This is a genomic window from Gardnerella swidsinskii (assembly GCF_023277705.1).
GTDB lineage: Bacteria > Actinomycetota > Actinomycetes > Actinomycetales > Bifidobacteriaceae > Bifidobacterium > Bifidobacterium swidsinskii.
In genome coordinates, this window is record NZ_CP083176.1 from 662,864 (window position 1) to 675,178 (window position 12,315).

Genomic DNA, 12,315 nt, shown 5'->3' on the forward strand with positions numbered 1-12,315 from the left:
GCATACACCTTCAAAATTTCAACTCAGCCAATTTCAACTCAGCCGAACAGCCACATTACGGACTTACCCAAACCGAAGTCCATGCAGGTGACGAAAGCCATCAAAAATACAACAAATATGAAAACTGCAGACGACCAAGCAAACAACTCTTTGCCATGAGGTGCAATAACCTTGCGCGTCTCGTCAATGGTTTGCTTAACGAACATGCCAATACGCACGAACAAGTTATGCTTTACTGCTTTCTTAGTACTGCGTGCCTGCGCCATGCTTGAATCCTTCGTGTAAAAACTTGAACAAAAAACTGGCAGGGACGGCGGGACTCGAACCCACAACCTACGGTTTTGGAGACCGTTGCGCTACCAATTGCGCCACATCCCTAAGGTGAACTCGCTCATCATACCCCAAAAGGAACGAAATAGCAAACCGCCAGATAGACATACTATCTCATGGGCATGATTTCGTTATATCATCGCACAAAAAGCGAGTGTCGCATTGTGCAACGGCAAGCAAGTTCTTATTTTGCAATACATACTTGCTTAAGCTTCAACCCACTTCTTCATGCGACGCATGCCCTCAGCAAGCTGGTCGTCAGCAAGAGCGCAAGAGAATCGCAAATAGCCAGGAGCACCAAAAGCTTCTCCCGGAACCGCAGCAACATGCGCTTCGTCAAGCAACATTTCAGCAAATCGAGAAGAAGTATGCGGCAGTTCGCGCTTCCCGCCAAGCGGACGCTCAAGCAACGCCTCAATGTTAGCAAACGCGTAAAAAGCGCCGTGAGGAAGAGGACAAGTAACGCCGTCAATATTGTTCAACGCTTCCACAATTGCTTTGCGTCTAGCATCAAAAGCCTCACGCATAGTGGCGACCACATCCAGCGAACCGCCGACTGCAGCAATTGCTGCGCGCTGTGAAATATTAGAAACATTAGAAGTCATATGGCTTTGAAGCTTAATTGCAGCTTTAGCAACATCTTCCGGCGCCACCATCCAGCCAACACGCCAGCCAGGCATTGCGTAAGTTTTAGCAACACCATTCAAAATCAGCAGCTGCTCGCGAATTTCCGGCACCTCGACGCCAATATACGAAGTCGAAATGCCGTCGTAATGCAAGTGCTCGTAAATCTCATCAGAAATAACCCAAATATGGTGTTTTACAGCCCACTCGCCGATTGCGCGAATAGTTTGCGCGCTCCAAATAGCACCTGTAGGATTCGAAGGCGAAGTTACGATAATTGCGCGCGTGCGTGAAGTGCGAGCGGACTCAACTGTCTCAACATCTGGCTCAAAACCGCGATCTGCACCTGCCAAAACCGGCACAGGCACGCCGCCTGCAAGCTTTACTGCTTCCGGATAACTCGTCCAATACGGAGCTGGAATAATAACTTCGTCGCCATCATTTAAAAGAATTTGGCAAGCTTCGTACACAGCTTGCTTTCCGCCGTTTGTAACTACGACTTGATTTGAGGAAACTTCGTATCCGGAATCTCGCTGCACTTTACGAGCAATTGCTTCTCTAAGCTCAGATAAACCTGCAGTAGCAGTATAACGATAGTTGCGCGGATCTTTACACGCTTGTGTTGCAGCATCAACAATGTAAGAAGGAGTAGGAAAATCTGGCTCTCCTGCACCAAAGCTTACGACGTCAATTCCGTCAGCTTTCATAGCTTTTGCCTTGCCGTCTACTGCCAAAGTTGCGCTCGGAGCGACTCGGTTAATACGCTCGCTTAATACGCGCCAATTTTCTGAGGATGAAGTTTCTGCAATATTCTCTGCCATGATTTACAGTGTAACCTTAAGCCGCGAAACGGGCGAAACAAGCGAAACTGTCGAAAACACCAAACCAACCGATGAAATCGACAAAACACAAGCCGCTAGCAATTACACAAGCACGAGATTATCGCGATGAACCACCGGATGCGCATACTGACGGCCGAGTGATTCTTCAAGCTCATCGCTCGTACGCCCCATAATCTCCGGAATTTCCTCCGCGTCAAAAGCCACTAAACCCTTAGCCAAATGGTTACCCTGCTCATCGTCAATCCACACAGGATCCGTCGCCGAAAACTCGCCGCGCACACCAACAATACCAGCCGCAAGAAGGCTCGCACGTCCGCCGCGCACAGCTTTAGCAGCACCAGAATCAACCACCAAAGTTCCGTGCGGATTAGACGCAAACCCAATCCAAAGTCGCCTAGAAGAATCGCGCGTATGCACCGGCGCAAACACAGTGCCAACAGCATCTCCAGCCAGTGCCGGACCAGCATTTCCAGCGCAAGTAAGCACGGTTGGAATACCCGAAACTGCCGCCACATGCGCGGCTTCCAGCTTCGTCACCATACCCCCAGTACCTACACCCGAAACGCTTGCGCCAACTTTCACTTCTTCTAAAGCACGCGTCACATCTGGCACAAAGCTCACTCGTTTTGCGCCAGGTTCGCTAGGCGGCGCAGTATAAAGCGAATCCACATCTGTAAGCAGCACAAGCGCTTCTGCACGCACAATATTCGCAACTAATGCTGCAAGTCTGTCGTTGTCACCGAATCGAATTTCGTTGCTAGAAAGCGCATCATTTTCGTTTACGATTGGAATTACGCCAAGTTCAAGAAGCCGCAGCATTGTGCGCTGAGCGTTACGGTAGCGAGACGGCGAAATAGTAACGTCCGCAGTAAGAAGCATTTGCCCGACTCTGAAACCAAATTGCGAAAATGCTGCTTCGTATTGAGCCATAAGCAATCCTTGACCAACTGAAGCTGTTGCCTGCTGAGTTGGCACATCTTTAGGACGCTCATTAAAGCCGAGCAAACCAAATCCAGCTGCAATTGCACCAGAAGACACAAGCACAATGCGAGCACCTTGCATTTGCGCGTGACTTATTGCAGTCACAAGAGCGCGCAACTTTTGCACATCCAGCTGCCCAGACGCGCTCGTAAGTGAGCTTGAGCCAACTTTTACAACGATTGTGCGCGCCTCACGAATTGAACACCGAACCCCATCTTCGGTAAGCTCAATTTCTGGATTATTCATAAGATTCCCCTTGACCTTGATTCTTCTAGTTTTCTTGCTCTTCGCCACGGCCAAACAAGCTATTTTCATCATGGCGATCGTCATCCACAGAAGGATCCGCCCAGTGACCCGACTTTCGCTCAGCCATCATCGCGTCTCGAACTGCGCTCTTTGCATCCATCATGCTGTGATAATCTCGTCTACGCTCAGCATTCGTGCGCCTTGCTCCGCGAGGATCGTTCGCTTCGATTCGCAAATCCTTGCCACGCGCACCCAAGTTAGCGCCGTCCAATCCTTCTGCACCGGCAGCGATACTTGGATCCCAGTCGAAGCAAACCATATGATTCCCAGTGCCAATACGAATTTCGTCTCCTGGACGCGCGCCCTTCTTGCGCAATTCATCCTCAACGCCAAGCTTTGCCAAGCGATCCGCCAAATAACCAACGGCTTCGTCGTTGTCGAAATTCGTTTGTATAACCCAGCGCTCAGGTTTTGCGCCAGTAACAGTGAACCAAAAATCACCATTCCTGTCTTCCTCGCGCTTAATTTCAAAGTCTGCACTATTTCCACGTCCATCATCGCGGCGACGACGCAAAGCTGAAGTCTGCTGCTCAAGAGGCTGAATGACAACACGCTCTTCTTCACGCGCTGCTTCCTCGGCAGCGAGCTTCTCGCGCATCTTTTCAACCAATCGTCCAAGCGCAAAACCGAGCTCTTTCAAGCCTTCGTGAGACGCGGTAGAAATCTCAAATACAGTCAATCCCATTTTCTCAAATTCACCGCGTACAAAATCAGCCAATTCTTTAGCTTCAGGCACATCGACCTTATTTAGCACAATAATGCGCGGACGCTCAGGAATTGGAATCGCACCCAACGGAAGCTCAAGCTTATCAGCGTATTGCGCAAGCTCATGCTCAAGAGCGTGGTAATCGCTAATTGGATCGCGATTTGGCTCCAGCGTTGCGCAATCAATTACGTGCGCAATAATCTCTGTGCGCTCAATATGACGCAAAAACTCAAGACCTAAGCCTTTTCCTTCGGAAGCTCCTGGAATTAAGCCTGGAACGTCTGCAATTGTGTAGCGATAGTTGCCGAAGCTTACAACACCTAGGTTTGGCACCAAAGTAGTAAACGGATAGTCAGCAATTTTCGGCTTAGCTGCACTAATTGAAGCAACTAAGCTTGATTTTCCTGCAGAAGGGAATCCAACTAAAGCTACGTCTGCAATAGACTTGAGTTCCAAAATTACGTCGCGTTCTTCACCAGGCTCGCCTAAAAGCGCGAATCCTGGGGCACGACGAGTTTTGTTTGCGAGTGCTGCGTTGCCAAGACCGCCAGCACCCCCCTGCGCCACAACGAATTTGTCTCCAACATGTTGCAAATCCGCCAAAACTTCGCCTGGTCGCTTTTGAGAGTCTACAGCACCGCGTGCAGTAAAAACAACAGTTCCAACAGGCACAGGAAGTACTAAGTCTGCACCTTTTGAACCGTCTTTAGTGTCACCTAAGCCCATCGTACCGTTTTCTGCAGTGCGGTGAGGCATGAAGCGGTAGTCAAGTAAGCTGTTTGCGTTACGATCAGCTACAAAAATAACGGAACCACCGTCACCGCCATTACCGCCATTTGGACCTGCTAATGGCTTGTACTTTTCGCGACGAACTCCGGCAGATCCGTTTCCACCATCTCCGCCTTTTACATGCACTGTTACTCGGTCTACAAAATCACTCATACTGCTACCTTACTCGAAGATAAACACTTAAATTCTCGGGAACATGCGAGAACAAAAAAGCCGCACCGAACGGGGGTGCGGCTTAAACGTTTTATTGTCGACTTATTGTCGAATCTGTTTAGGCTTAGCTAAGATTCAGGCGGTAACAACGTCAACAACCTTGCGGTCGCGACGAATACCGAACTTCACATTGCCGTCCACCAAAGCGTACAGCGTGTGATCCTTGCCCAAAGCAACGTTCTGACCTGCGTGGAACTTAGTGCCGCGCTGACGAACGATAATGTTGCCAGCCACTACAGCTTCACCGCCAAACTTCTTAACACCAAGATATTGCGCTTGTGAGTCGCGACCGTTGCGCGAGCTAGACGCACCCTTCTTATGTGCCATCTCACTGTCCTTTCAGGTTTATAACACCGTCAATCAGGCGATGGCCGTGATCTTGACGAGAGTCAACTTCTGACGATGACCCTTGCGACGAGCCACACCAGTCTTGTTCTTATACTTCATAATGCTAATCTTTGGACCTTTGGCTTCGTCGTTCAAGACTTCTGCCTTCACCGTGATCTTAGCAAGATCCTTGGCACTCAAGGTTACCTTAGCACCGTCAACAACGAGCGCGACCGGGAATTCCACGGTATCGCCCTTCTTTGCATCGAGACGGTTCACGAGAATGGCGTCGCCAACCTCGACCTTCTCTTGATGGCCACCGGCCTTCACAATCGCGTACATAATTCGTTCCTTAGCTCAATTGAAAGCTTACTTTTGCCTTGCGCACAGCAAAACACGCGCGGCAAGACACCGACTATCAAAAATACACCTACCCATGTACTAACGTCAAGTCGCTAGATTCATGAGTCAATGCAGACAATATTCAATATTGTACTCAAGGCATATACTTAGTCACTATTCAGAGGCTCAATCATCACTTTCTGTAGTTTCTTGCGTAGTTTCCTGCGTAGCATCTTGCATAGGTTCTTGCGTAGTATCTTGCGCAGGTTCTTGCGTAGGTTGCTCCGCAGTATACTCAGCAATCTCTTGCGTAGTATCCTCTAAATTATTTTCAACTAATTCTTCAGAAGTTTTATCAGCTTCACTAGTTTCCGCAACTTCACTAGTTTCAGCAGTTTCGCCAGCATCCGCAGTTTCGCCAGTTTCATCCGCCTTAGAAGATATAGACTCTTTGTCAGAATTCAAAAAATTGCTATACTGCGTTTCTTCTTCAGATTTATGAGCTGCGTCAGTAATTACAGATGCGGCAGCTATACGCGCTAACTTAGCTCTCACTTCCGCGCTAGAACCCTGCTGCTTAACAGGAGCAGGCTGTTCCGTTGCGCTTCCGTGACCATACTTGTTTGTTTTAACAAAAGGATCTCCGCCCTTAAGCGCGTAAGGATCCGCATATTCCGAAGAAACAGTAGGCTCATCGTGCAAAATAAATCCACGTCCCTTGCACGTTGGACACTCTTCAGAGAACGCTTCAACTAAGCCTTGGCCAACGCGTTTACGCGTCATTTGCACAAGACCAAGAGACGTAACTTCAGCAACCTGATGCTTCGTGCGATCCCTAGCCAAGCATTCCAAAAGCCTACGCAAAACCAAATCGCGGTTCGCTGGCATAACCATATCCACATAATCAATCATGACCATGCCACCAATATCGCGCAAACGAAGCTGGCGCGCAATCTCTTCAGAAGCCTCCAAATTACAACGAGTAACCGTTTCTTCCAAAGACTTACCACGCCCAATAAATCGTCCAGTATTCACATCGATCGTAGTCATTGCTTCCGTACGATCAATCACAATAGAGCCGCCAGCTGGCAAATAAACCTGACGCTCCATGCCCTTACGAAGCTGACTATCAATCTGCCACTTATCGAAAACGTCTTTGCCTTCATGCTCAGCAGGATCCCAATATTCAACCTTGCTGCGCAAATCTGGAGCCATCATCTCAAGATATTCATCAATTCGCTGACGCACTCCCTCGCCTTCCACAATAAGCTTTTGGAAGTCATCGTTGAAAATATCGCGCACAACACGAATTGCCACATCAGGCTCACCCTGTAACAGCTTAGGACGCTTTCCATGCAAGTATTCTTCGCGCTTAGCTTCAATGCGCTCCCACTGCTTAACGAGCGAATCTAAATCTTTTTCAATCGACTCCTCGCTTGCACCGTCAGCAGCAGTACGAATAATAACGCCCATATCTTTTGGTGCAATCTTCGACACAATAGCGCGCAAACGCGAGCGCTCTCGATCTGAAAGCTTGCGGCTTACACCTGTCATACCGCCAGATGGCACAAGCACTAAGAAACGCCCTGCAAGAGTTACTTGCGAAGTCAATCGAGCACCCTTATGTCCAATTGGATCCTTAGTAACCTGTACAAGCACAGGATCGCCAGACTTAAACGCAAGCTCAATTCTACGAGGTTGACCTTCAAGACGAGCCATATCCCAATTAACTTCGCCTGCATAAAGCACGCCATTCCTGGCCTGACCAATATCTACGAATGCAGCTTCCATGCTTGGAAGTACGTTTTGAATGCGCCCAAGATAAATATTTCCAACAGTAGCAACTTCTTGAATATCAGAAACGTAATGTTCTACAAGAATATTGTCTTCAATAACGGAAATTTGCGTGTGGCGATCGCGCTCACGAACAACCATTAATCGTTCAACATTTTCGCGACGAGCAAGGAAATCTTGCTCCATAAGAAGGTTTTGACGGCTACGCTCACGCCTATTATCTCTACGGCGTTGGCGCTTTGCTTCAAGTCGCGTAGAGCCTTCAATATCCGTAATTTCGTCTATATACTGCTGCTTGCGCGAGCGGCGAGAAGTCAAGTCGTCTTCGTTCGCATTAGTGTAGTCGGATGACTCTTCCTGAGAAGACGCAGAATTTGCGTCATCAGAGGATTTAGAACGGCGGCGACGACGGCGACGCGTATAAAGAGTTTCTTCCTCATCTTGCTCACGAAGTTCTTCTGGATCTGGAATTAAATCGCGATCTTCTTGAGAGACTTCATCTAGACTTGTGCGTTTTGTGCGAGAATTCACGTCATCGTCAAGATCATTTGAAATATCAATGTCTAAATCGCGACTTCCGTTGCGGCTTTCATTTCGATCAGTGCGAGAGCTACGACGGCGACGACGGCGACGCGTAATCATTATTTCATCGTCATCGTTGCCATTATTCGCATTATAATCGTCGTTTGTACCTCTGTTATCGCCTTCGTCACTGCTATTACGGCTATCTCTGTTATCTCTGCTATTGCTACCGCCTCTGCTGTCTACTGCACCGTTTTCATTTCGAGCGTCATCATCATTAGAGATGTTATTCGACATATTGCGACGATTAGAACGCCTATTCGAAGTATTTTCTGCAGATAAAATATCGCTAACATCAAGAGTTTCATCGATGCGCGTATCAATGGGAGCATAAACAATATTGTCGTATGCAAGATCCTCTTCAATTTGCTCAACTTCAGCTGCAGCACGTCGCTCAACAGCATTCAATCTGCGAGAACGGCGAGAACGCTGGCTTTTGCGAGTTTTTTCATCGCGATCATCTTGCGAATCCTGAAAATTCTTAGCGTACTCAGAATCTTGAGAATACATAGAATGACTTGTTTCACGCGATGTTTCACGACTATTCCCTCTGCCACTATCACGCTTTATTTCGCTTGAATTCTCGCGTCTTTCAGAACGAGACTTGCGTTCGCTACTATCACGACTATCACGAGAATCACGGCTATTGCGTCCACCGCGCCTTCCGCGAGAAATATCACGTAAATCATCGCGCAAATCATCATTCAAGCCATCACGCGAGTTGTCACGCAAGTCATTACGAGAACTGCTGCTTTCTTCACTACGATTGTTCACTACCTTAGGAAGAACTGGCTCCTGGAATAGGAGCGAAGTTATCGGGCGCGATTTAACAACATGCGGCTCAGAATCCTTCGTACTAGAATCCTCAACTTTTAGTTCCATTGCTTCTCCAGCCGCACCGGCACCACGAGTAACTCGTCGACCGCGACGGCGACGCGTAACGCCAGAGCTTTGCTGCAAAGTATCGCCGGCAGCTATATTACTTTTCGCAAAATCTGTAGATTGCATTATTCCGGACATTTCCGCAGAAGTAGCGGTTTTAGACACAGTTCTACTATTTTCAGCTTCAAATTCATTGAAGCGTTCTCTTATTATTCTGGGCACTATGCTCCTCACGAGACGCTGCATCGTCTCGCATCCCTGGCTTTAAGTTGAGCACGCACGTGCGCGAGCCACCCCAAAGCTCTTTACAAAGTCTAGCTGCGCGACAGCGGACGCCAGCCTCGGAAAACGCTCACGAGGGGATCGACGCCATCGATTGCCTGGCGGCTTGCAGTGCCACCGCTCTCTAGTATGCCATATTGCCGAGTCAAATATATGACTCGTTGAATATTAAAATTTGCATCGCTGTTTTAAGCCAATTAGCAGTTACTAAAAATTCCAATAATTTCAAACTCATCCATAACGCACATAAAAGTTGCGTATCTCTCCTATAGTTACAACATAGGTTCGCACGCATGCAATTTGCGTGCAATTAACGAATTTTGGAGGCAAGAAATGGGCTTAATCAGCGCAATGCAAGGCTTTTGCGTAATTGGCATTGTTATTGCTGCAGGCTACGTTACTGCTCGCATGCGCGTTGGCGGTTCACAGGCTCAAATGGTCCTAAATCGCGTAAGTTTTTTCGTTTCCAGCCCTTGCTTAATGTTTGCAATACTTTCTAAAGAGCCTATTTTTGAGATTTTTCACTCTTCGATTTTTGTTGCATTCTTTTCTGCAATGATTGTTGGAGTTGCGTTCGTGCTGCTTAATCGCTTTTGCTTCCATCTTCCTGCAGCCGACTGCACTATAGGTGCTCTCAATTCTCTTTATTTAAATTCAAACAATATTGGCTTGCCGGTTGCGACTTATATTTTGGGAAATCCTGCGCTTGTTGCTCCGATTTTAGTTATGCAACAGGCTGTATTTACTCCTGTTGGTTTGACGGTTCTCGACATTACAACTACTGGAAAATGTTCGCTTAAACGCATCGCTCAGCAGCCTTTAAAACAGCCACTTTTAATTGGTTCGCTTGGTGGAATTATTATTTCTGCAATTTCCGCAAAAGTTGGCTACTTCCCTGTTCCTAATTTTCTTTACGATCCAATTAAGATGATTGGCGATTCTGCAGTTCCAATGATTTTAATGGCTTTTGGAATGTCGCTTTACGGAAGCAAACCTTTACGAAAAGATTCCAATCGCGCTGCTATTGCCACTGTTGCTGTGCTAAAAAATCTTATTATGCCTGCAATTGCATTTTTGCTAGCTTATTTTGTTATGGGTTTTCGCGGGGCGACTTTGTATGCGTGCGTTGTGCTGGCGGCACTTCCGACTGGTCAAAACGTTTACAATTATGCTGCGCGCTACAACGTCGGCTTAAGTTTTGCGCGCGACGGCATACTGTTTTCTACGGTTACCAGCCCAATCTGTATAGCAGTAATCGCCGCTATTTTGGGGTGATTAATCCGCGCGCAATCGTAGAACTTTGTAATCACAACACTTTGTAATCACAACACTTTGTAATCATCTTGCTTTTTGAGCAAGAAGCAGTTTGCATGCTTCTCGCACAACGTCCCCAACTTTCACACCCTGCTTATCCGCAGAAGCTTTTAGAGCATCAGCATCTTCAGCAGATATACGAAAAGTTATAGGCAACATAGCTTCTTTGTAAAGAGGCGGTCTGCCGAGCGGCTTTTTAATACGCAAATTACCAGCTTTACCGTGATATTTGCCTTTTTCAGCATCACTTTCCCATTTATCAAGCATTTCATCAGTGACATCAACGCCACCTTCACCACGAAAATTAGCCATAATCACTCCTACCTATCTTCTACCAAAAATTTGTCTAATTTCTTCTTGACTAAATCCCATTTCAGCAAGAAACTTTTTAGTTGCAGGCACTACATGAAAAATAATCCATTCCCCATCTTCGCCCTTATATGCAATAAGTTCCGTAATAACTCCGCGAGAATCCCAAGCAAGTGAAAGCATCTGACTAGGCTCATATTCACCTTGCCTGGGAAGCTCTCTACAAGATGAGTTCCACATATTTATTACTTCAGTTTCGCTGAACCAAGGTCGTTTTCGAATAACTCTAGGATGCACTAAAACCTTCATAAATATTATCTCCCAACTCTCAATACTTTCGTATACGAAATATTATCACATTGTGCCAGAGATTATCAAAATATGGCTAATCGAACTAATCAAAGCATGCAAAAAGCCTAATGCAAATTGGCAAAAGTTGGAAGTCTGCTTTCAGATTCCGCAAAACTAACTCATACTTGGAAGTCTACTTCCAAATTGAAGCTAACTTTGCGCAACTACCTTTGCACAGCTAACGAGTCGAGGCAAGAGAATCAAGACACGCGCGGAAACTGTACTGCACACGTACCAGAAGACGAGGTAAATATCAGCATTAAGTGCAGAATTAAAAAGTGATTAAACTCAACTTTTTAACACGGAATCCAAACTCTTTATTCCAGAATTATTCAAATTCTCAAGAGATAAAATCTGCGCTCGCGCCAAATTTCTAAGTTCCACCATTCAATCTTCCTGTGGTAAACCCTTAGAAATCAAAACAGCGTTATAGCTTTCCATATTCGCCAATACCAGAAGTTCATTAATACTCACCTCGTCTCGAATGTTGCCTTTTGACTTAGGATTTGCGTCTCTCCATTGCTTAGCAGTCTTATTAAACAATGCAACATTTAACAAATCTGCTTCATTTGCATACTTATACATCAACTGCTCAGAAGTCAAATCCTTCAACAAATATTCTTTAATAGCATCCGTATGAATCTTGTAATTAATCTTCGAAATCTCACGGTTCAAATTCCAATTCAACGAAAGCTTGGAACCCTCATCAGATTTAAGTCTTTGATAATCTTTGATAATATATAGTTCAAATTCCGCTGAGATCCAAGCCGCAAACTTAAATGCTATATCTTTATGAGCGTAAGTTCCGCCATTCTTACCAGATTTGGAAACTATGCCAATAGCATTTGTTGATTCTACCCATCTTTTAGGAGATAAAGTAAAAGCATTAGAACCAGCCTCATTCTTAAAGGAGTCGAATTCGACCCCTTTAAAATTCGGATTGTTAATACTCTCCCACAATCCCAAGAATTCAATAGTATTCTTTACTCTCAGCCAGTTTTTAACAACATCTTTAGGCTCTTCTTTGTTTTTATATCTCGCAATATCGGTTAAACTAACGTAATCATTCCTAAAATCTTCCGTATAAACCTGAATTGTAAAGCCTTTTACCGTAATAATATCTTTTTTAATATTTGATGCATTAGACATAATTGCCCCCTAATATTTACGCAAATTTACGCAATTAGTTGCTTTATTTGATTTGTTTACTTTATTTCTATGCGCTTAACACAAAACCCATGAATCACAAGCAAAATTACAAAATCAAGCACAAGCCACAAAACATCTAACAACTAGCAGAAAACTAGCATGCATCAGCGCATAAGTAGTATTTTATAAGAT

General features: G+C 45.9%; 10 protein-coding genes, 1 tRNA gene and 1 pseudogene. 1 reads left to right on the top strand and 11 read right to left on the bottom strand.

All coding sequences use genetic code 11. The features are described 5' to 3' along the window. Nucleotides 1–38 precede the first annotated feature (38 nt). The 8 genes from secE to K9E37_RS02555 form a co-directional block, all read right to left on the bottom strand. The gene (gene secE, locus K9E37_RS02520) at nt 39–266 is read right to left on the bottom strand and encodes a preprotein translocase subunit SecE (RefSeq protein ID WP_004106254.1); all 228 of its coding nucleotides are present in this window, start codon (nt 264–266) and stop codon (nt 39–41) included. 36 nt (nt 267–302) lie between these two features. Next, a tRNA-Trp gene (locus K9E37_RS02525) sits at nt 303–378 on the bottom strand. 158 nt (nt 379–536) lie between these two features. Continuing rightward, nucleotides 537–1,775 carry a pyridoxal phosphate-dependent aminotransferase gene (locus tag K9E37_RS02530; protein WP_116994982.1) on the bottom strand — a complete coding sequence of 413 codons (1,239 nt, stop codon included), beginning with the start codon at nt 1,773–1,775 and terminating at the stop codon, nt 537–539. Nucleotides 1,776–1,877: 102 nt separating this feature from the next. Then, nucleotides 1,878–3,023 (bottom strand): glutamate 5-kinase, encoded by a 1,146-nt coding sequence (gene proB / locus K9E37_RS02535; protein WP_004109151.1) that lies wholly within the window; start codon nt 3,021–3,023, stop codon nt 1,878–1,880. Nucleotides 3,024–3,048: 25 nt separating this feature from the next. Continuing rightward, a complete protein-coding gene (gene obgE / locus K9E37_RS02540) occupies nt 3,049–4,731 on the bottom strand; it encodes a GTPase ObgE (RefSeq protein ID WP_116994983.1) in 1,683 nt (560 codons plus the stop codon). A gap of 135 nt (nt 4,732–4,866) precedes the next feature. After that, nucleotides 4,867–5,118, bottom strand: a complete 252-nt coding sequence (rpmA, locus tag K9E37_RS02545) for a 50S ribosomal protein L27 (protein WP_004106248.1) — start codon at nt 5,116–5,118, stop codon at nt 4,867–4,869. Nucleotides 5,119–5,151: 33 nt separating this feature from the next. Continuing rightward, a complete protein-coding gene (gene rplU, locus K9E37_RS02550) occupies nt 5,152–5,460 on the bottom strand; it encodes a 50S ribosomal protein L21 (protein WP_004111933.1) in 309 nt (102 codons plus the stop codon). Nucleotides 5,461–5,646: 186 nt separating this feature from the next. Continuing rightward, nucleotides 5,647–8,940 carry an Rne/Rng family ribonuclease gene (locus K9E37_RS02555; RefSeq protein ID WP_248893524.1) on the bottom strand — a complete coding sequence of 1,098 codons (3,294 nt, stop codon included), beginning with the start codon at nt 8,938–8,940 and terminating at the stop codon, nt 5,647–5,649. Between the two features lie 393 nt (nt 8,941–9,333). Here K9E37_RS02555 and K9E37_RS02560 point away from each other — a divergent pair, with 393 nt between their 5' ends. Then, nucleotides 9,334–10,275 carry an AEC family transporter gene (locus tag K9E37_RS02560; RefSeq protein ID WP_076003077.1) on the top strand — a complete coding sequence of 314 codons (942 nt, stop codon included), beginning with the start codon at nt 9,334–9,336 and terminating at the stop codon, nt 10,273–10,275. Nucleotides 10,276–10,338: 63 nt separating this feature from the next. Here the strand turns inward: K9E37_RS02560 and K9E37_RS02565 are convergent, their stop codons facing one another. The 3 genes and pseudogenes from K9E37_RS02565 to K9E37_RS02575 all read right to left on the bottom strand — a co-directional run bounded on the left by K9E37_RS02565 (nt 10,339) and on the right by K9E37_RS02575 (nt 12,123). Further along, nucleotides 10,339–10,626, bottom strand: a complete 288-nt coding sequence (locus K9E37_RS02565) for a toxin-antitoxin system antitoxin subunit (protein WP_248893526.1) — start codon at nt 10,624–10,626, stop codon at nt 10,339–10,341. 12 nt (nt 10,627–10,638) lie between these two features. Beyond that, nucleotides 10,639–10,932, bottom strand: a complete 294-nt coding sequence (locus K9E37_RS02570) for a hypothetical protein (RefSeq protein ID WP_041160532.1) — start codon at nt 10,930–10,932, stop codon at nt 10,639–10,641. 330 nt (nt 10,933–11,262) lie between these two features. After that, nucleotides 11,263–12,123, bottom strand: a pseudogene (locus tag K9E37_RS02575) (KilA-N domain-containing protein). Nucleotides 12,124–12,315 lie beyond the last annotated feature (192 nt).

Bases quoted from the DNA above. Each gene is read 5' to 3' on its own strand.
- secE (WP_004106254.1), bottom strand. From the start codon at position 266: ATGGCGCAGGCACGCAGTACTAAGAAAGCAGTAAAGCATAACTTGTTC.
- K9E37_RS02530 (WP_116994982.1), bottom strand. From the start codon at position 1,775: ATGGCAGAGAATATTGCAGAAACTTCATCCTCAGAAAATTGGCGCGTA.
- proB (WP_004109151.1), bottom strand. From the start codon at position 3,023: ATGAATAATCCAGAAATTGAGCTTACCGAAGATGGGGTTCGGTGTTCA.
- obgE (WP_116994983.1), bottom strand. From the start codon at position 4,731: ATGAGTGATTTTGTAGACCGAGTAACAGTGCATGTAAAAGGCGGAGAT.
- rpmA (WP_004106248.1), bottom strand. From the start codon at position 5,118: ATGGCACATAAGAAGGGTGCGTCTAGCTCGCGCAACGGTCGCGACTCA.
- rplU (WP_004111933.1), bottom strand. From the start codon at position 5,460: ATGTACGCGATTGTGAAGGCCGGTGGCCATCAAGAGAAGGTCGAGGTT.
- K9E37_RS02560 (WP_076003077.1), top strand. From the start codon at position 9,334: ATGGGCTTAATCAGCGCAATGCAAGGCTTTTGCGTAATTGGCATTGTT.
- K9E37_RS02565 (WP_248893526.1), bottom strand. From the start codon at position 10,626: ATGGCTAATTTTCGTGGTGAAGGTGGCGTTGATGTCACTGATGAAATG.
- K9E37_RS02570 (WP_041160532.1), bottom strand. From the start codon at position 10,932: ATGAAGGTTTTAGTGCATCCTAGAGTTATTCGAAAACGACCTTGGTTC.